This is a genomic window from Chloroherpetonaceae bacterium (assembly GCA_033763895.1).
Taxonomy (GTDB): domain Bacteria; phylum Bacteroidota; class Chlorobiia; order Chlorobiales; family Thermochlorobacteraceae; genus JANRJQ01.
This window is the reverse complement of the sequence record JANRJQ010000003.1, coordinates 1-19,930: the sequence shown is the minus strand read 5'-3', so window position 1 is coordinate 19,930 and position 19,930 is coordinate 1. Positions and strand designations below refer to the sequence as shown.

Genomic DNA, 19,930 nt, shown 5'->3' with positions numbered 1-19,930 from the left:
GCTAATCTCGCTTTATTCTTTGTTGCATTTTTTCAATCCAATCTCCCACTTCTCCTCCGGCTCTCCAAATTACATTGATATGATTGGTATTAGAAAAGATAAGCAGTTCCTTTTCCTCCGTATTCAATCTTCGAAAAGTCTCTTTTGCCCCACAAACACTTATCACCTCATCTTGATTACCCACAATAAGCAATGACGGAAAAGTTGAGAGGAGATATGCCATTTCTAAATCGACAGGAAATGCTGCCAAAAAAAATTGAAAGGAATATTCAGAAACAAGAAGTTTTTTACTGACTGCTTCACGAACAATTTCTTCGTCAGGAAGCACCAAACGAATAGGTTTTAAGTGAATTCCCATAAACCCTAATGGGAAATAAGTTAAGGCTTCTAAAAAATTGAGTGTCGCAAATTTGGAATGAACTGTATCGCTTGTAACAACCAACTTGCTTGAATTTTTATCTTTTATCGAATCAGCACTATTACACTCCTCAACAGGAATCGGTACAAACCCTCCTGAAATAAGAACCAATCCATCTGGTTTAATAAATAATGAATCCCTTTCAGCAAAGTTTTGGAGGTACTTTAAGGTAAGACCAGCACCTAAGCTATGCCCGCCAAGAAAAATCTTTTTTTCAGGATACTTTTTTTTAAGATGAATCATCACTATGCGTAAGTCACGAATGAGGTCATTGACATCACGAACATCACCGGGTTCACCCTCCGAGAGCCCGTGACCGCGCAAATCCATTAAAACTGTTCCGATTCCGCGTCTAAGAAGGGAATCGCGAAGAGGCAAATAAAGTCTTGATTGTGCAGCTGTTCCGTGCAAAAATAGTAACACTGAATTTGAACTGCTTGGTACCTTACTTTTAATGGCAATCTGGCTTAAATCAAATGAGGATATGAATTCCGTCGAATCCTGATCATTATCAATCAAATCTCGAAATACCTTTCGATCTTCCTCGGAGAGTGTGAAAATTGAACGAACAGTTTCATTCTGATGTGAACAAGAAGAAATGAAAATTGTTAGCACAATTGCATAACAAATCGTAAAAGAACGACTGAAGTATTTTCTCATATAGTTTCGTGAATTCGAACCATCAATGCTCATCTATAAATCGAGACGTAATTTTTTCGTAATGATCAATTCGCCGGTCTCTCAAAAATGGCCAATGTTGTCTGTAAAATTCAATTTGCTCTAAATCGCATTCGACTAAAAGCGTTTCCTCGTCTTTTGCTCCGGCTTTTGCAAGAATTTCTCCAAAAGGTGAAGTCAAAAAACTTTGTCCCCAAAATTGCAATCCGTTTTGATTTTCGTCCGGCGGCATCTCAACGCCCACACGATTGGTAACGGCAACATAAACGCCATTGGCGATTGCATGCGAGCGTTGAATGGTTTGCCAAGCTTCATGTTGATTTGCCTTGACTTTATTTGATGTTTCTCCGGTTGCCCACCCGATAGCGGTAGGGTAAAAAAGAATCTCTGCACCGCGAAGCGCTGTGAGCCTCGCCGCTTCAGGATACCATTGATCCCAACAAATTAAAACGCCAATTTTGGCATATCGGGTTTCAAAAACCTTGAAACCAGTATCTCCGGGGGTGAAATAAAACTTTTCATAAAAATTTGGATCGTCAGGAATGTGCATCTTTCGATATTTCCCAAGATAATTGCCGTCAGCATCAATGACTGCCGCGGTATTGTGATAAAGCCCTTGAGCTCTTTTTTCAAAAATCGGGGCTACAATTACAACTTTATTCTCCTTTGCAACTTTACAGAGCAAATCGGTTGTTTCACCCGGAATAGGTTCTGCGTATTGAAAAGGCTCATAATCTTCTGTTTGGCAAAAGTACAATGTGTTAAACATTTCTTGCAATCCAATAATCTGAGCGCCATTACTTGCAGCTCTAATTATCGAATCGATTGTGGATTCAAGATTATCCTTTGGGGAAAGGCCGCACGATTTTTGTATCAAGGCAACCGTTACTTTTTTTGACTTTTTCATTCTTTAAGGTTTTCTTAAAATTTTTTTGAATAATAATTTTTTCGTTAACTTTGTTCAGTTATTTCACCCATCTTACACAATATTAATTTTCATTGAAAATCTAATTATGTCAAAATACCAACCGGCTCTTCGTACTCAAAATTACAAATATGCGATACGAAATATCGTAGTTGAAGCACAAAAAGTTGAGGCACAAGGAAAAAAAGTTACTTATCTAAATATTGGTGATCCTTCCATCTATGGATTTCAGCCCCCAATGGAACTGGTAGAAGCGCATAAAAGAGCTTTGCAAGATGGCTTCAACGGCTATTCGCCTTCAGCCGGAATTCCAAGTGCCCGCAAAGCTGTTGCTCGTGAGGCCAATTCGCGCGGTATCTCTACCACTGAAGACGATATTCTTTTTACTTATGGGGCTTCAGAGGCTGCTGACCTCATTTTTGCAGCTTTTCTTGAAGCGGGAGATGAAGTTCTTGTACCAGCACCCGGCTATCCGCTTTACACCGCAATCTGTTCAAAATTAGGCGTTAAAGAAGTAAAGTATCGGCAGAACGCTTCCAATTCTTGGCAGCCAGATTCTGAAGAACTGCGGTCTCTTGTTACTCCAAAAACTAAGATTCTTGTCATCATCAACCCCAATAACCCAACAGGTGCACTTTATTCAGAGCAAACCTTGAAACAAATGCTTAATGTGGCCAAAGAATTTGGTCTGTTGGTCATTGCCGATGAGGTTTATCATAAACTCATTTTCGAGGGAAGCCATACACCAATTGCCAAATTAGCGGGATCAGATTTGCCTGTGATTACACTCGAATCGCTTTCGAAAAATTACCTCGCACCGGGTTGGCGTTTAGGTTGGATGACAATGAGCAATTCTTCTCTCATGCCCGATTTGAAAGCTGCTATTCGAAAAATGGCCGATGCAAGGCTTTGCGCGCCAATGGCAGCACAACACACCATTGAAGCCGCAATGAACTTGCCCCAAAGCTATTTGGAACCCACAATGGCGAGGCTTCGTGCACAGCGAGATATAACCTTTGAAGAATTAAACCGCATACAGGGAATTCGTTGCAACAAGCCTGAAGGCGCATTTTATGCGATGGCTCAAGTTGATTTGCATTCAACTTCAACTACAGATGAAGCCTTTGTTTTGGGTCTTCTTCGTGAAGAAGGCGTGCTTTTTGTTCACGGTTCAGGTTTTGGAACCAACCCAACGGAGGGTTTCTTTAGAATTGTGTTCCTTCCCGAACTTGAAGTCCTTAAAGATGTTTATTCGCGAGTTGCAAACTATACAGAACGGTTTTTTCAATTACATTCAGCAGTTTCAGTTTGATTCTGCATCCATTTAAGATCATTGATATTCATCTGCAATGTGTGGAATAGCAGCCATTTATAGCCCTTTACAAAACGACCGAACGTTTTTTAAGGACAAGATCGAACAAATGACTTCGGCGATGATTCATCGTGGGCCTGATGGTCAAGGGCATTATATCGATGATCATATTGCCTTAGGACATCGAAGATTGTCTATTCTTGATTTAAGTGATGCTGGCAGCCAACCAATGTTTTCAAAACAGGATGGCGGGCGTTATGTGATCAGTTTCAATGGAGAAATTTACAACTACAAAGCTCTCAATGCTCTTCTCGAAAAAAAAGGGTACAAGACTTACTCTACTTGCGATACCGAAACTGTTCTTAATCTCTATGCTTGTTTTGGCGAAGGTTGCCTTTCTTACCTTGAAGGAATGTTCGCTTTTGTGATTTGGGATCTTAAAGAAAAAACGCTTTTTGCCGCTCGAGATCGATTTGGACAAAAGCCACTGCTCTTTTCTAACCAAAATGGACATTGGTATTTCGCTTCAGAGTTGAAGGCTTTTCTCAAATCAAAAGTGATTGCACCGCTTCTTGATACTGTTTCCGCGGCGATGCTCATTGAAACCGGTTCTGTCATTCAACCGAGGTCTATTATTTCCGGTGTTTTTCACCTTCAAGCAGGCCACGCAATGAAGATTGAAAATGGAAAAGAAAGAATCTGGCAGTATTGGGATTTAGCTTTTTCACAACAAGAATCCGAACAAGTTGATTATCAAACGGCAAAAGAGAAACTCAACCGTCTTTTCATTCAAGCTGTTGAATCTCACATAATCAGCGATGTACCCTTAGGTGTTTTTCTTTCAGGCGGTATCGATTCCTCTTTGATTGCCGCTGCTATGAAACTTCTCGGAAAAAATGTTCAATCTTTTTCTTTAGGATTTGATAGTGGCGGAAAAAACTATAACGAAACTGAATATGCCTCGATTGTTTCGAAGCATCTTGGAACAAATCACACGGAGGTGATACTTTCTGAGCATGATGTTGTTACGGCTCTTCCCGATTTTATTCGTGGAATCGATCAACCTTCAAGCGATGGATTAAACACATTTCTTGTTTCTAAACTTGCAAAAGAAAAAGTTACAGTTGCATTATCAGGGCTTGGTTCCGATGAAATTTTTGCGGGTTATTCTACATTTAAGTTTTATCAGTTTCTCCGAGATTTAAATCCTTTTTTAACCGCAACACCGCGCGCTCTCTCGCTTCTTGCGGGTCAAATTGGCAATCGCATTCCTGAACGGCTTTCTGAACATTGGATTGCTCGTGGCGCTATCGGTTTGATGGGTGGATATAATGAAATTGCTGATTTGTATTCTACTCGCCACTTAACATCATTTGAGCTGAGTAGAAAAATTTTTGGGCTGCCCTATAACAACGGTAATTCACTGCATTTTCAAAACTACTACCTTGACGCACTCAAAAAAGCTGGTCTTTTGAATTCTCATCCTATACACGGGCTTTCTTACTTGGAAGCAAAAATGTATTTGTGTAATACCTTGCTTCGCGATTCTGATTCAACCAGTATGGCGCATTCATTGGAGTTAAGAGTCCCGTTTCTTGATCATCAATTTGCATCGTATGCGGCTATGCTTCCCGCTGAGTTTAAGATTGATCGAAACTCTCGACATACAGGAAAAAAGATTCTCATTGATAGCTTAGGTAAGTTGATACCCGATGAGGTTATCAAGCGAAAAAAAATGGGATTTGCACTTCCTCTCGCTTATTGGATGAGAAAGGGCCGCTTGAATCGGGTTATTCGGCAGTCACTTTCTGAATCTTCAGTAAAAAAATTGGGCATTTGCTCGCAAAAGGAAGTTGATGAATTACTCGGCGATTTTTTTTCGAGTGGCAATGAAAAATGGAAGTTTCGATCATACTTGAGAGTTTGGACACTTTCTTTGCTCCATCAATGGATGCTTGAATACGGCGTTACCTCCTCATTAGATTAGTTCTGCTTTTCATAGATACTCAAATTTTACCCCCATTTTTTTTGCAATCAATTGTGAACAGGAAACCCCTGAATAAGTAACTGCTATCACGCCCTGTCCCGGAAAGCAGCTATCACCTACGGCAAAAAGATTTTTAACCGGCGTCGAATTTTGAGGTTTTTGTAACACAATTTGTCCCTTTTTTAATAATGGTCCATACGAACCTAAATGCCGTTTTAAATACCGTTTGTGTGTTAAAGGTGTTGCGATATATTTTTTTTCAATTGCTTTAGAAAGGTTAGGCAAAATTGTTTTTTCTAGTCTTTCTATTAGAATTTCCGACTCTTTCTCTTTTTCAGCCTCATAGTCAGGGTCTTTTGGAAATCTTTTTTTCCATTGATCTACGGTACTGGTTGTAAATGCATGAAGGACATGTTTTCCTTCGGGAGCGCAAGTTCTATCGAGTAGTGAGGGTGCTGACACTCTGATTGTTCCGCCCAACTGACGGTAATTTTTCCAATCTTCCGCGATGATATGATGAACATGAAATCCTTCCGGAAAAATCGACGCATCAACGCCCAAATGAAGTTGAAACCAACTGGGAGAAATCTCAAATTTTGATTCGTCGATGTGATACTTTTTTTCTTTCACGAGTCTTCCAAAAGTATCCCAAATCGTGGCGTTGCTAACAATTACTTTCGCATAGTGAACTTCGCCGTTTTGAAGTTTCACTCCAATCGCTTTCCCCTTTTCAATTAGAACTTCTTCAACAGGCGTTGAAAATCGAACCCTTCCCCCATATTTTTCAATTCCTTTGACAAGCGTTTCAGCAATAACTCCGGAACTTCCAATGGGGTAATTAATACCGCCGTGATGCCGGTCAGCAAGGCAAATTCCAGCATTGACAAAAGGCGTTGAACTTGCATCTTGTAAAGCCCACGATTCACACTCCATATCGATAAATTTCAGCAATTCCTCATTTTTGATATAGCGGCGAGCGACCCCACCCATTGAAAACATCGTGTAATAAGCAAGCATTACAACTTTTTTTGGAAACCGCAGTGCTAATTTCAATATATGACTTGGGTCTTCCAAAGAACCTGCGGGAAAGGCGCTAATAATGTCGAAGACCTTTTCAAGTTCATCATAAAAGTCGCGAATCCCTGAGGCTTCATTCGGGAAGCGAGAAATAAGTTCAGCAAGAAACTTTTCGCGATCGTAATGAGAACTTACTTCAAATCCATCCGGCAAATGATAATGAATTTGTACGGGGTCAAAAACCGTTCGAACATTTAAACCTAAGCGATTAAAAATTCTCGTATGCAGGTTTAAGGTTCCGCTGGTTTCATTTTTTCCAAAACCATAAAACATAGAGGCGCCTGCGTCGAATGTATAACCCTTCTTTCTAAAAAGCGACGCGCTTCCACCGGCAATTGTATGTTGCTCGAAGGTGAGTGTATGCAAACCGGCATGTTGCAAAAGGGCTGATACGGTTAACCCGCCAACTCCTGCCCCAATAATGATTACATCTGCTGATTGATTCATTTTTTTTTATTTCGATGAGATAAGCACATAACTAAATTCAAGCTAAGAAAATTCAACGCAATGAATATTAATTTGGTGAATACTGAACTTTCGCTATCTTTGCCGCTCAAATTTTGCTCTGTCTAAAAACAAGCGGTTATTTTTTATACGGTTATTTCAGTCGTATTTTATTTTCAAATTGTTTTTGATTTGAGCAGTAAATGGGGCTATAGCTCAGTTGGTAGAGCGCTTCAATGGCATTGAAGAGGTCAGGAGTTCGAATCTCCTTAGCTCCACATAAGCTCACCATCCTTTTAACAACTTCATTTTAATCTCGATGTCAGAGCTTTTGCAACTTTCTTTGATTTTTGTTGCAATGCTTTCTTCTGCCTTTTTTTCAGGCACTGAAATCGCTTTTATTACCGCCAACTCAATTAAACTCGAAATGTTTGAGCGAAAGCGCCTTTTTGGCTCTCGCTCGGCTGTGTATTTTACTCAAAACATTGATAAAACGCTCACGACGCTTCTTGTCGGAAATAATTTTGCAAATGTGATTATTTCCTCATTAATGGCAATTCTACTTGAGCGATATTTTTTCAGTCAGTCTCCGATTACCGTTACAACAGTTACTGCGCTCACGATTTTATTTTTATGTGAAGTGATTCCTAAACTCGGTTCAAGAGCGTTAGCAGAGTATGTTGTATTGGTTTCCGCACCCTTTCTCAGAGTTGTTTATTTCACTCTATATCCAATGGTGAGAATTTCCCAAGGGGTTGCTTCAAGCGTTGCACAATTGTTTGGTACGAATAGCACAGATGTAAATCAGTTTTTTAGAAAGCAGGATCTTGAAATTTTAATCCGTGAAAACGCCACAAGTCGCGGGGCTGAAGGGAAAGCTGAAACGGAGATGTTTTCGAAAGCCTTAGCGATTTCTGAAATCAGAGTTAAAGAATCGATGGTGCCAAGAACGGAAATTGAAGGAATTGAAAAAGGCTCTACAATGAAAGAAGTCTTTGCGCGATTTGCGGAATCGGGTTATTCACGGATGCCCGTTTATGAGGAAAGCATTGATAAAATTATAGGGATTGTGACCATTCACGATTTATTTACTAAGCCAAAAAATCTTGAAAAGATTACCAAAGAAATTTTATTTGTGCCTGAAACCAAGAGATCTGTTGAGTTGCTACAAGAATTTACAGCAAGTGGTCAAAGTATTGCGATAGTTGTTGATGAATTTGGAGGAACAGCTGGAATTGTCACTTCGGAAGATTTGGTTGAAGAACTCGTAGGAGATATTCAAGATGAATTTGATAGTGACGAAGATGTTTTAAGGGCCTTATCCGAAAATACATTTTTGATTTCCGGTAGGGTAGAAATCGATATTATCAATGAGCGTTTTAACTTGACGATACCTAAAGATGATTATGAAACACTTGCAGGGTACATTTTAAGCAAGGCAGGTAAAATTCCTCAACAAGGAGAAATTCTTTCGATTGATGAGTTCATGATAACAATTGCAAAAGCAAATAAAACGAAAATTGATATGGTAAAATTGCAAGTACTACAATCCCGTCGGGAGATAAAGAATTCATAATCAAACATCAATGCTTTCTTTTTTTTCTACACATTTATTTCTTCAACCAAAGCCGGATGAAACCTATGTTTCAAGCGGGGATGAAGCGATTAGCTTTGCTCTTTGGCTTGAAGTTGTTTTTAATGAATACCCATTTTCTCTTTTGGTATCCATTCTTCTTGTCGGTTTTGGATTCACTTATTCCTACATTTTATATCGTAGAAAGCGACGCCTTCAAAAAAATGACCAAACCCAAGCCCGCGCATTGTTTTATGCAATTCTTACAATTCTTTCTTTATCCTCTACTGGTTTTTCATTCCTTTTATCAACCCTATCACTTGTAGGGTATTTTCCAAATGAGCTTTTCGGAACTTTTTTTTGGACTTCTTGGCAAATTGGATTTAATGGCTTTGTTGGTTTTGGGTTTATGTTTGGGCTCAGTTATTTGCGAACAAAATCAAGCAACGACATATTTCAAATCACGAGTCTTTTTTTACTCATGTTTGCGATTTTCGCTTTGTATAATCAAGTGGTTTGGGGGTTAGCTTTTATTTTTGCGGATCCTTCAATTCATCAAGCGCCGATACTTCCGCCCGGATTTGAGAATCAGTTTACCGTAATCAGTCGCGCATCGAATATTTCACTATTAATTCACTTCGCAATGTGGGTTGGCTTTTATAGTTTCATTGCTTGGCGAATATTTAAGCGAAGTGCTCATTATGTCGATGAAAGTTCAAAAACAGCGGCACAAAATCTTTCCTTTATTTTTGCTGCGATTTCACTCGTAGGGTTGTTTCTCTTTGTCCTTTCCAGACTTGAAATTGATGTATTAATTCATTCAACCTTTTTAATCGCTTTTCTCCTTCAAATTGTTTTCTACTACGCAGTTTTAGGCATGTATAAACACGGCAGATACAAACGCGTGTAGGTCTATTGATTCGCAACGGGATTTAACGAATAAACTTCGATGACATGTGTGGAATTTTTGGGATTTATAACTCTAAACACGCGGCTTTAGATACGTTTTACGGGCTTTATGCCTTGCAACATCGCGGGCAAGAAGGGGCAGGTATCGTTTCCGCTTCATTTGAGACAAACAAAAAGCAAAGCGTTTTTCGCTTTCACAAAGAATTTGGTTTGGTTTCAGAAGTGTTTAAGGATGAAAAAGTTATTGAACAATTAAAAGGAACTGCTGCGATAGGTCACAACCGTTACTCTACAACCGGTTCAGGAAAACTCAAGCAAAATATCCAACCTTTTGCGGTCAATTATAAATCAGGTCATTTGGCTCTTGGGCATAATGGAAATTTGACCAATGCTAAGCAACTCAGACATCATCTCACCGATGAAGGGGTAATTTTTCAAGCAACTTCCGATAGCGAAATCATTCTTCATCTTATTGCCCGAAGCAAAGGCAAAACTATTCTTGAACAAATTCGCGAGGCTCTTCTCCAAGTTCAAGGGGCATATTCACTTGCGATCTTAACCGATGAAGGATTAATTGCAGCGAGAGATCCTAAAGGCTTCCGTCCTTTGGCCCTAGGAAAAAAGGAAAACAAGGATGGTCCGCCTTCTTATATTATAGCCAGCGAAACTTGTGCTTTTGATATTATCAGTGCACAGTATGTTCGCGAGATTGAACCCGGAGAAATTCTCTTGATTAATGATGAGACAGTTTCAAACGGAACATTTGAGCAAGAAAAACTTCCTGATACACCTCATCGCGCAAGATGCATTTTTGAATATGTGTATTTCTCAAGGCCTGATAGCACTATTTTCGGAGAGTCTGTGGATAAGGTTCGAAGAAAGCTTGGGAAAAATCTTTCGCATGAATCGGCCTTAAGCCCAAATGACGATGAAAAATATGTTACTGTCATCAGTGTACCCGATTCTTCAAATACCGCAGCACTTGGTTATGTCACTGAAAGCAATAAGCATGATATTGCTTCAAGGCTTGAATTGGGTTTAATTCGCAATCATTATGTTGGTAGAACTTTTATTCAACCCGGAGATTTATCTCGTGAATTGAAGGTTCGCTCGAAGTATAATGTTGTTCGAGGGGTATTAAAAGATCGCCGAATAGTGGTTGTTGATGATTCTATTGTAAGAGGAACCACTTCGCGAATGCTTGTTCAACTTTTGCGAGAAGCACTCCCTAAAGAAATTCATCTTCGTATCAGTTCCCCACCAATCATCAGCCCTTGTTATTATGGAATGGATTTTCCAACCAAGGATAAACTTATTGCAAATCAAGTCGGCGGTGATGTTGAAAAAATTCGGGAAGAACTTGGGGTTGATACTTTGGCCTATCTCTCTCATGAAGCCCTTCTTGCCAGTGTTCCTGCCTACGAAGGTGAAGAAGAAAGTTACTGCACAGCTTGTTTTAGCGGCCGTCATCCTTTGCCAACAAACGATGTTACAACAGAAAAGGAAGAGCTTGAAATTCCAATTACACAAGCGTAATGACCACGATTGAAATATTAAAAAGCCTTAAAACCCTTGCTGTAGTTGGTCTTTCCGATAACCCGACAAGAACGAGTTATCTTGTTTCAAAGTATATGCTTGAAGCAGGATATAAAATTATTCCAATTAATCCCAATGCAAATTCGGTGTTTGGAATTCAATCCTATCCCTCATTGAGCGACATGCCGCCTCATCTCAAGCAAGAGCCAATTCTCGTAAATGTATTTCGAAAGTCTGAAGATGTTCCTCCAATTGTTGATGAAGCCATTGCAATTGGCGCAAAAGGAATTTGGCTGCAATTGGGAATCACTCACCAAACTGCTATTGAAAAAGCTAAGTCTGCGGGGCTAGTCACTGTTCAAAATCGATGTATTATGGTTGAGCATCAGTACCTTTAACATCAAACAAACTATTTTTTTTTCAACCCGCTCTTTAACTTCATTTCCCTCCCTTTTCAGTTTTTCGCCAAGCTCACCAATCTTGTGATTTAAACAACATTTTGAACCAGTTTGAATGACACGTTTGTGTCATTTTTAAGCATTTTTTTGCTTTTGGATAACTAAGGAAATATTTATGCACTAATCCGATTGAGAAACGGAAATGTTTTGAGAAATCAATTAATTAGGAGCATTACAATGAAGCGACTTATTTTAGCAATTATCATTTTATTTACCGCGAACTCATTAATCTCAGCACAAGAGGGTGGAGATGAAAGAATTCGCAGGCAGTTGGAAGGACGAGGTCTTAAATTTTCAATGACAACCACGAATGATTTTAAGATGCAGTATGAAACTACAGACGGAAGAACTCAGTTAATTTTCATCAACTCAAAGACCGAGAAGTATAAAAATTTTGAGGTTCGAGAAATTTGGTCACCCGCCTATAAATTCACCGATCAAGTTCCCGCCATTGTCGCAAATCGTTTACTATCAAATAGTTATGATAAAATCCTTGGCGGTTGGCAAACGCATACTTTTGGAGGTTCAAAACTTGCGTCATTTGCAGTGAAAGCGGCAGCAGAACTAGAGGTGGAGGATTTAATCAACATCATCGAATCGGTCGTTAAAACGGCCGACGCTATGGAAAAAGAACTTTCTGGAGCAGACGACCTTTAATTAAATCATCATAGCTTGTAAAATTCAGGATTAGGGCTAAATTGAAACCGAGTTGAATAAACTCGGTTTTTTTTTGAGCACATTTTTACATTAAAGAAACTTCACCATTTAACTTATGTCGATGCAAAATTCATCTTTGGCGATGCCATTTGAAACCGCTTCACCAATGTTTAACGCACCAATTTCTAAAACATCAAGACCGGCTGTGTTTGCAGGTGATCTTTATCCTGCTGATCCGGTTGTACTTACTTCGCAAATTGACGCTGCACTAGAAGTTGCAGCAAAAGATACGCCAAGTAAACCTCAGGGTAAAGTTCGAGTGATGATCATGCCTTACGGGCCATTTCAACATTCATTGTCAGTTTTAGCTAAAGGCTATCAGAGGCTCTCCGGCGAGCGCTATGACACCGTGGTTCTTATCAGTCCCTCTGTAAATCCATTTAACAAACTCGCCATTTCGGGATACGGCTTTTTTGATACTCCTCTTGGTAAGGTTGAAATCAATGATTTTATTCGAAATGAGTATTGCGATGAAGACGACGATTTTTTTATTTCAGAAGACGGTGTTCCTAAAGGGAGTTCTATTGAGATTCAACTCCCGTTCTTAATTAGAACGATAGGCCAACAGTCCCCATTTACAATTGTTCCCATCCTAGTGGGTAATCAATCCATTGACCTTTGCAATGAAACAGCCTCTGTTACATCAGAAATCCTACAAGGCAGAAACGCATTGGTGATTGCGATTAATAACTTCTTTACTCCCAACGCCAATCACCCCGAAATTGAACAGGCTGTGGAAATGCTCACTGATTTAAACTATGGGGCATTGCTTCGATTTGCCGGAATTCATCAAAAGGAATTCGGTTCAGGGCTAGGGGTAATGGCTGTTGCTGCTCGTGTAGCTCATGAAATGAGTGCCAAAAATTTTGAATTAATTGAGAAAAAAGGAATCGCTGAACTTGGTCAAACCTATTTGGCCGGGACATTCAGCCGGTGATTCTTTCCTCTTCCCCCTTTTCACCAAATCACTTATATGGCTTTAAGTAAATCTATTTGTTTGAAATCCCCTACTTTATTGGTTTCTCGCTTTTCTTTTAATTTAATTCTCATTTTTTCAAATCTTCTTTTTCATCAAATTGCTTTTTCAGGTTGGATTTTTTCCACAGATACGACTAAGATTGGTAATACAGAGACCAATAAGCACATTGAAACTTCGTTTCAAAGAATTTTCAACACCGTTTTTTTTAAGTCAAAAGCAGATTATTTAATTACAACGAACACCTTTCAGCTAAGTGTAATGGGAAATTTTCTTTCTACCCTTGCTGACTTTGAAGAGCGTGCGATTCGCGATGAAACTCGAATTGAAACTGAAGCGCTCTATCGGCTCTCTTCAATACTTAAAACAGGTTTATCTTTTAGCCGCTTCTCACTAAATGACAATAGACGGCTCTTTCGCAATGACGCTTCCATTACTTCACTCTCAGGTGGCTTTATCTTGACACCAACATTTGAAACTGCCATACAAACCAACCTTTCCCCTTTCATTAAATTTTTTGGGGGTTTCAAAGACGATGCTCAATTAGGCAATCAAACCGACGGTTTTTTTTATCAGGCATTAGGTTCCATAGATCAAGTTCGGCTAAACGATTTTATTTTTTCGCTTCGGGGCTCAAGCCAAGATGACTTTTTAGGAGAGAGACGAAATTATTCTCGTGGGATTCAATTTGGTACCAACGGTAATTTCTTAAATCAAGACGGTGAAGAAATCTCAACACTTGGCGTTTCATTTGGATATGACGAAACTCGTCGCGACTTCTTCTCCATTCTTGGGGCTCAAGATGCCGCGCCAATCATTGAAAGAAGAATAGAACGGATGTTTTTTACCAGTGATAGTGTCTCTTATCGGGCATTTCAGCATCTGAGAATTGTTGTTGAAGCAGATTTACGCTCACGATTAATTCGAAGAGAAAATTCACAACAGTTTCTCGACCTTTCCTCGCGACTTTATGACAATCAAATTAGTCAAAATGGGTTAGGCGGAAGAATTGCAGCTCAATTTGAAAATCAGTCTATCTTTTTTTCCCTTTCAATAGCCTATCAATTTCAAACAGAAAACTATCAACCAATTAATAGCACCAGCGATTCATTAACTGCCATTCGACTAGAAGCATTTCGAAACAACAACTTTGAGGTTGCTTCAATCAATGCCCATATTCGTACTGATATGGGTAAAGCCGACGACCCGTTTTTCAATCGAATATTTTTTGGGGGTCAGATTCGAGGATTCGCGTACAACACGCCTTCGCTTGAAAATACTGATGACCGCGATGAACTTGGCTTTTATGCCGATCTCACCGATTCACTTTTCGTCTCACCACAGTTTTTGATTTCGGCTACGCTTTCCGCTGCCTTAACCCACACTGTATTTATTTTTGCGGCACAAAGTGGGAATAATCGATGGAATCGAATTTTTCGATTTGCTCCTTCAACAAAATGGAATTTCAAGTCTTGGTTGACAACCCACAATAGTTTCAGTGTTCTTGCAAACTACACGGTATATGATTTCGAGTCGCCTGTTTCGGTTCGAAGCTTTTCGTTTCGCCAATTTTCATTTACCGATTCAACACTGTTTCGAATTTCAACAAGACATTCACTCAAATTTATTTATGAAACAAGGCGCTACGAGCGAGGTGAACTCTATTGGAATTCTTTTTCGGAAAGGCCAATCAATGCTTTTCACGATCAATTATTTGTTTCAGCATTTATTGTTGAATCCTCGTCCCTAAAGGGCAGTATTGGAATTCGATGGTTTAAGCGAGAGCAGTTTGGGTTTGTAAATTCAGAAAGGCGGCTTCAAACCTCATTGACCTATTTTGGACCAACGGCTTCCGTCAGTTTTAGCCCACAATCGAATATTGTTTTATCAGCTGAGGGTTGGTATCAAATTGAAGAAACCAATGGAAGTTTTACTCGAGCGACACCCAACCTTTCATTATTTGTCAGTGCGCTGTGGTAATATTGTTGCAATGGTTTAAATTGAAAGAAAATTTTTGCCTCTGAATGAATCATCTTTATGAATTAAAGCTTGAAAGCAATCCGCAGGAAGTTCACCGAGTTGAGGCTTTAATTAAACAAATATCGGCAGAACATCACTTCAGTCAAGCTTTCCTATATGATGTCATGCTCCTTGTAACGGAGGCGACAAATAACGCCATTCTTCACGGCAACAAATGCAACCCCACCAAAAATGCTTTTTTGAAATGTTTGATTAAAGACGACGAGCTTTTCATTGAAGTGAAAGATGAAGGAAGCGGCTTTGATCCGAATAATCTCCCTGACCCTTTAGCAGAAGAAAATCTACTTAAGCCCTCGGGCCGTGGCGTTTTTCTTATGCGACAATTTTCACAAGAAGTCAATTATAGTTTTTCAGAGTCAGGCACAACCTTAAAAATTAAAGTTCCGATTCAACGCAGTTAATTCAATCCGGAGAATGGAAAAAAAGCATTCGATCGACCCTATTTCGATTTCTTCACAAGACCTCTATAAAATTCTTATCGGTTCAGTTTTACCTCGTCCAATTGCTTGGGTATCGAGTAAAAGCAAAGAGGGTATAAACAACTTAGCACCATTTTCCTTTTTTACGATTGCAAGTGTGAAACCTCCTGTTTTATGTTTCGCACCTGCAATGAAAGGGGCTCGCCCCGAAAATGCGAGCGTTGGCGGCCCTAAGGATACTTTAAATAACATTCGAGATACGAAAGAATTTGTTGTGAATATTGTGAGTCGGAGTCTCGTTGAACCAATGAACCAAACGAGTTATGACTATCCTCCGGATGTAAGTGAATTTGTCGAAACCGGTATGTCTCCAATTCCTTCGTTAAAAGTTCAGCCGCCGAGAGTTGGCGAATCCTTGATTAATATTGAGTGTAAACTCTTTCAATTAATTGAAATCGGCACAGAGCCACAGGGCGGGACACTCATCTTGGGGGAAATCGTACACTTGCATATCGATGAAAGGGTCATTACAGATTATAAAATTGATATGGATGTTTTAGATCCCATCGGCCGTTTAGGAGGATTGTGGTATAGTGGCATAAAAGACCGCTTTGAACTTCCACGACCCAAAGCAGGAAATCCAATTAAATCACTTTAATGAACGATTCCGATTCTTACTACGCCAAAGTTCATCACCTTGTTCGCACAATTCCTTATGGTAAAGTAAGTACTTACGGAACAATCGCTGAAAAGCTTGGCAGCCGAATTTCTGCCCGAATGGTTGGATATGCACTACATCAAGCTGCTGGAAGTGATGTCCCTTGCCACAGAGTCGTTAATCGATACGGGGCGCTCACCGGAAAAATTCATTTTAGCCATCCAAACCTTATGAAAGACTTGCTTTTGAAAGAAGGGGTTCGCTTCAAGGATGATGATACAGTGGATCTTCAACAGCATTTTTATGATTTTCGAGTCGTTTCGAAAACATCACGCAATACTTCTTTAAAGAAGAAAAAAAAGTAAATGTGTGGCAAAGCTTCAACAAGGGAATTTCAGAATTAGAGAGACCGCCTATCTTGATTTTGCAACTCAAATTTTGCAAAATGGAATTATCAATGACCCTTGGCTTTATGGGGAAGAACGGTTTCTGTTAGATGCAATAATTCTTACGAAACATGAACTTAAATCGCTTTTTGAAGCGGCAGAATCAATTGGTTCTTTGTATCATGAGTTCACAGAGATTATTCTCAAGAATCCTCACTTTTTAGAATCTTATTTCGCCTTAACACCCTTTCAAAAACTGATGTGGTTTTCTTCTCGAGGAGAGTGGCATGCCATTTCAAGACTCGATTTATTTCTATGCCAGAATGGTCAAATTCGGTGTTGTGAGATGAATTCTGATACACCCTCAGGAGAGGCAGAAACCGTTTTACTCAACGAATTGCTGCTTCATGCTTTTCCAAGCTTTGAAAACCCGAATGCCGACTTCAAGAGTCGATTTCTTCGTCTTGTTGAACGCGTTTCAGAAGCCGACGTTTCAACACCTAAAACCATTGGAATAATTTATCCAACAGAACACACTGAGGATCTCTCGATGATTCTTTCTTATGAAAAGTGGCTAAGCGAAAACGGCTTTAAGGTTTTATTGGGATCGCCTTACAATCTTTCCTGTGATAAGAATCTTAATTTGCTTTTGTTTGATACAAAACTTGACCTCATTCTGCGTCATTATAAAACGGATTGGTGGGGCGAGCGGATCCCAATATGGAAAGACAGTGAGGACTTCGCCGACCCTGACCCCTTAGAAAATCCGTTACTTTCAATTATCAAAGCCGAAACCGCTGGAAAGGTAAAAGTTCTCAACCCGTTTGGTGCTATACTGACACAGAATAAGCTCTCGATGGCGTTTTTTTTTGATTTCATTCATCTCTTTTCTTCTCAATCTCAAAAGACCATTCATGATTTTTTTCCGCTCACACGCTCTCTCAGGGTGGAAGATTTATCGAATTATCTTTCTGAAAAAAATGATTGGGTATTAAAATCCGTTTATGGGTGTGAAGGGGCTGAGGTCATTATCGGAAAAAATGTAACAGACGAAATTTGGCAAGAAACTTTAGAGAAACTAATCCCTCGTTATTGGATTGCTCAAAAGTTTTTTGAATCATCGACGATTCACTCACAATACCCTGTCGCTAACTTTGGAGTTTATCTCTGTGGAGGAATTTCTTCAGGAATATTTACGAGGCTTTCTCCAAGTTCAACCGATTTCAGTGCGAAAACTGCCCCAACTTATATTGAAAAAAATTAATCTGGAGTTATATACAATGATGTCTTTTGTTCGAGAAAAAATCGCTGAAATCAGAAAGGACTACTCACTAAAATCGCTTTCAAAAGAAGATTTGGCTCACAACCCTTATGAGCAATTTCAAACTTGGTTTTCTGAAGCGATAAAAAGTGAAATTTTAGAACCCAATGCAATGACACTTTCCACTGCAAGTAAAGATGGAATCCCCTCTTCACGCGTGGTACTTTTGAAAGGCTTTGATGAACGAGGATTTGTGTTTTATACCAATTACAACAGTAAGAAAGGTCAAGAACTCGCTCAAAACCCGAATGCATCACTGAATTTTTTTTGGAAAGAATTGGAAAGACAAGTCATAATTAGCGGTGTGGTTGAACGGGTTAGTCCAGAGGAATCGGATGAATACTTTAAATCAAGACCGTTGCCAAGCAGGCTTGGGGCTTGGGCTTCAGCACAAAGCGAAGTGATTGAAAATAGTCTGTCACTAATCAAAAAATTCAAAGATTTTGAAATGCGCTATTTTTTGGGAGATGTTCCGAGACCGCCCCATTGGGGCGGGTTTCGAGTCATTCCAAATTCAATTGAATTTTGGCAAGGTAGACCAAGCAGACTTCATGACCGGTTTCGATATACCCATCACTCAACCGGATGGCGCATAGATCAACTTTCGCCTTAAATAGGATTTCAAATCTTTTCATAGAGGCTCCATTTCGGAGCTTTTTTTATTGCAACTATTTTGGGGATTAATCGAAATAGTAGTATTATGATATCAATATAGTATCATTTTTATTTTTAATAACTAAGCTTAAAACACCTATGACACCTGATAAGAAAAAGGAATTTATGAAAGAGACCTTGGCAATGCCGAGTTCCGGTTACGGAATGCTCATCGCTGTACTTGCGCTCTTTGGGGTTGGAATTTCTCTCTTGTTGATGAGGCTTTTTTTACCGGGCATTCTCATTCTTTTACTTGCGATCGTTCTTCTTTTTGGGTTTATCATTGTGAACCCTAATGAAGCTACAGTATTAATTCTATTTGGAAGTTATATCGGTACAGTAAAGCACAACGGATTTTTTTGGGTGAATCCATTTTTAAGCAAAAAGGAAATTTCTCTTCGGGCAAAGAACTTAAATGGTCCACATTTGAAGGTCAATGATAAGGTAGGAAATCCGATTGAAATTGCGGCAGTCATTGTATGGCAAGTTCAAGAAACCGCCCGCGCATCGTTCGAAGTTGATGATTATAATAATTACATCGCAACACAAAGCGAAGCTGCTTTGCGTCACTTAGCGAGCACTTTACCTTACGATAATTTTAATGATGACTCCGAGCTCACGCTTCGCGGAGGAGCTGATAAAGTCAATAAACTTTTAGAAGCAGAACTTTCAGAACGATTGGATCGAGCCGGTGTAACGGTTATAGAGGCAAGAATCAGCCACTTGGCTTATGCGCCAGAAATTGCCGGTGCAATGCTTCAAAGGCAACAGGCAACGGCAGTCGTGGCTGCTCGAAAGCAAATTGTTGAAGGTGCTGTTGGAATGGTCGAGATGGCTTTGGAAAAATTGAGCGAAAAGAAAGTGGTTGAATTGGATGAAGAACGAAAATCTGCAATGGTCAGTAATTTGTTGGTCGTTTTGTGCGGTGAGCGAAATGTTCAGCCAATTGTCAATACAGGAACGCTTTATCATTAATTGAAGGTATGGCTGAAAAACAGGCTTCGGAAAAGGGGGGTGAAAAAAAGGCCTTCGTGCTTCGGCTGAACGCCTCTGTCCTCAAGGAGATTGAGGCTTGGGCTTCGGATGAATTTCGCAGTGTTAATGGTCAAATCGAGTATCTTTTGAATAAAGCACTCGATGAAAATCGTCGAAAGAAAAAGCCATCAAAATAGACGCTGCTTGAAAATTTTCGGATATTTTTTTTGAACATCTAAACAAATGAATTATGGCATTTCAGTATGAATATAAATTTGTACCGATCAAACAAAAATGGACTGGTTCACCAAAAGAGAACTACTTATCGATGATTGAAGATATGGGACGGCAAGGGTGGCGATTTATATCATTAATGGGGCCTGAGCGTGCAATTTCATTAGGCTTCACAGAGCCTACCCTTGTTTTCGAAAAGGTGCGTTGAAGTTTGAATCAAAGAGAGGGGGGTA

At 39.6% G+C, this 19,930-nt stretch carries 20 protein-coding genes and 1 tRNA gene; 18 read left to right on the top strand and 3 right to left on the bottom strand.

Features of this window, described 5'->3' with window-relative positions; genetic code table 11:
* Window position 1: 1 nt before the first annotated feature.
* Together SFU91_00310 and SFU91_00305 are read right to left on the bottom strand one after the other, a co-directional pair.
* Complete coding sequence (locus SFU91_00310; GenBank protein MDX2127460.1) at window positions 2-1,078, bottom strand: alpha/beta fold hydrolase; 1,077 nt, start codon at window positions 1,076-1,078, stop codon at window positions 2-4.
* Window positions 1,079-1,100: 22 nt separating this feature from the next.
* Window positions 1,101-2,003: a carbon-nitrogen hydrolase gene (locus SFU91_00305; GenBank protein MDX2127459.1), complete on the bottom strand. Its 903-nt coding sequence runs from the start codon at window positions 2,001-2,003 to the stop codon at window positions 1,101-1,103.
* Between the two features lie 106 nt (window positions 2,004-2,109).
* Here SFU91_00305 and SFU91_00300 point away from each other — a divergent pair, with 106 nt between their 5' ends.
* Both SFU91_00300 and asnB read left to right on the top strand, forming a co-directional pair.
* The gene (locus tag SFU91_00300) at window positions 2,110-3,333 is read left to right on the top strand and encodes an aminotransferase class I/II-fold pyridoxal phosphate-dependent enzyme (protein MDX2127458.1); all 1,224 of its coding nucleotides are present in this window, start codon (window positions 2,110-2,112) and stop codon (window positions 3,331-3,333) included.
* Between the two features lie 37 nt (window positions 3,334-3,370).
* Complete coding sequence (gene asnB, locus SFU91_00295; GenBank protein ID MDX2127457.1) at window positions 3,371-5,320, top strand: asparagine synthase (glutamine-hydrolyzing); 1,950 nt, start codon at window positions 3,371-3,373, stop codon at window positions 5,318-5,320.
* A gap of 9 nt (window positions 5,321-5,329) precedes the next feature.
* Here the strand turns inward: asnB and SFU91_00290 are convergent, their stop codons facing one another.
* A complete protein-coding gene (locus SFU91_00290; GenBank protein MDX2127456.1) occupies window positions 5,330-6,844 on the bottom strand; it encodes an NAD(P)/FAD-dependent oxidoreductase in 1,515 nt (504 codons plus the stop codon).
* Window positions 6,845-7,046: 202 nt separating this feature from the next.
* Between SFU91_00290 and SFU91_00285 the strand changes: the two genes are divergently transcribed.
* The 16 genes from SFU91_00285 (at window position 7,047) to SFU91_00210 (ending at window position 19,905) form a co-directional block, all read left to right on the top strand.
* A tRNA-Ala gene (locus SFU91_00285) sits at window positions 7,047-7,119 on the top strand.
* A 41-nt stretch (window positions 7,120-7,160) separates the two neighbouring features.
* Entirely contained in the window at window positions 7,161-8,417 is a 1,257-nt protein-coding gene (locus SFU91_00280) for a hemolysin family protein (GenBank protein ID MDX2127455.1), read from the top strand.
* Window positions 8,418-8,427: 10 nt separating this feature from the next.
* The gene (locus SFU91_00275) at window positions 8,428-9,324 is read left to right on the top strand and encodes a hypothetical protein (GenBank protein ID MDX2127454.1); all 897 of its coding nucleotides are present in this window, start codon (window positions 8,428-8,430) and stop codon (window positions 9,322-9,324) included.
* A gap of 44 nt (window positions 9,325-9,368) precedes the next feature.
* The gene (gene purF / locus SFU91_00270) at window positions 9,369-10,859 is read left to right on the top strand and encodes an amidophosphoribosyltransferase (GenBank protein MDX2127453.1); all 1,491 of its coding nucleotides are present in this window, start codon (window positions 9,369-9,371) and stop codon (window positions 10,857-10,859) included.
* Window positions 10,859-11,257: a CoA-binding protein gene (locus SFU91_00265; protein ID MDX2127452.1), complete on the top strand. Its 399-nt coding sequence runs from the start codon at window positions 10,859-10,861 to the stop codon at window positions 11,255-11,257. The genes purF and SFU91_00265 overlap by 1 nt, the downstream gene beginning before the upstream one ends.
* A gap of 237 nt (window positions 11,258-11,494) precedes the next feature.
* On the top strand, window positions 11,495-11,974 hold the full coding sequence (locus SFU91_00260) for a hypothetical protein (GenBank protein MDX2127451.1): 480 nt from the start codon (window positions 11,495-11,497) through the stop codon (window positions 11,972-11,974).
* A 115-nt stretch (window positions 11,975-12,089) separates the two neighbouring features.
* A complete protein-coding gene (gene amrB / locus SFU91_00255; GenBank protein ID MDX2127450.1) occupies window positions 12,090-12,971 on the top strand; it encodes an AmmeMemoRadiSam system protein B in 882 nt (293 codons plus the stop codon).
* Window positions 12,972-13,007: 36 nt separating this feature from the next.
* On the top strand, window positions 13,008-14,990 hold the full coding sequence (locus SFU91_00250; GenBank protein MDX2127449.1) for a hypothetical protein: 1,983 nt from the start codon (window positions 13,008-13,010) through the stop codon (window positions 14,988-14,990).
* A gap of 44 nt (window positions 14,991-15,034) precedes the next feature.
* On the top strand, window positions 15,035-15,451 hold the full coding sequence (locus SFU91_00245; protein MDX2127448.1) for an ATP-binding protein: 417 nt from the start codon (window positions 15,035-15,037) through the stop codon (window positions 15,449-15,451).
* 13 nt (window positions 15,452-15,464) lie between these two features.
* Window positions 15,465-16,127, top strand: coding sequence for a flavin reductase family protein (locus tag SFU91_00240; protein MDX2127447.1), 663 nt, complete (start codon window positions 15,465-15,467; stop codon window positions 16,125-16,127).
* Window positions 16,127-16,492, top strand: coding sequence for an MGMT family protein (locus SFU91_00235; protein MDX2127446.1), 366 nt, complete (start codon window positions 16,127-16,129; stop codon window positions 16,490-16,492). Before SFU91_00240 ends, SFU91_00235 begins: the two co-directional genes overlap by 1 nt.
* Window positions 16,493-16,496: 4 nt before the next feature.
* Window positions 16,497-17,777, top strand: a complete 1,281-nt coding sequence (locus tag SFU91_00230) for a glutathionylspermidine synthase family protein (protein MDX2127445.1) — start codon at window positions 16,497-16,499, stop codon at window positions 17,775-17,777.
* Window positions 17,778-17,793: 16 nt separating this feature from the next.
* Window positions 17,794-18,447, top strand: a complete 654-nt coding sequence (gene pdxH / locus SFU91_00225; protein ID MDX2127444.1) for a pyridoxamine 5'-phosphate oxidase — start codon at window positions 17,794-17,796, stop codon at window positions 18,445-18,447.
* A gap of 140 nt (window positions 18,448-18,587) precedes the next feature.
* Entirely contained in the window at window positions 18,588-19,463 is an 876-nt protein-coding gene (locus SFU91_00220) for an SPFH domain-containing protein (protein ID MDX2127443.1), read from the top strand.
* Between the two features lie 8 nt (window positions 19,464-19,471).
* A complete protein-coding gene (locus SFU91_00215; protein MDX2127442.1) occupies window positions 19,472-19,660 on the top strand; it encodes a DNA-binding protein in 189 nt (62 codons plus the stop codon).
* Window positions 19,661-19,713: 53 nt separating this feature from the next.
* Complete coding sequence (locus SFU91_00210; GenBank protein ID MDX2127441.1) at window positions 19,714-19,905, top strand: DUF4177 domain-containing protein; 192 nt, start codon at window positions 19,714-19,716, stop codon at window positions 19,903-19,905.
* The last annotated feature ends 25 nt before the right edge of the window (window positions 19,906-19,930 follow it).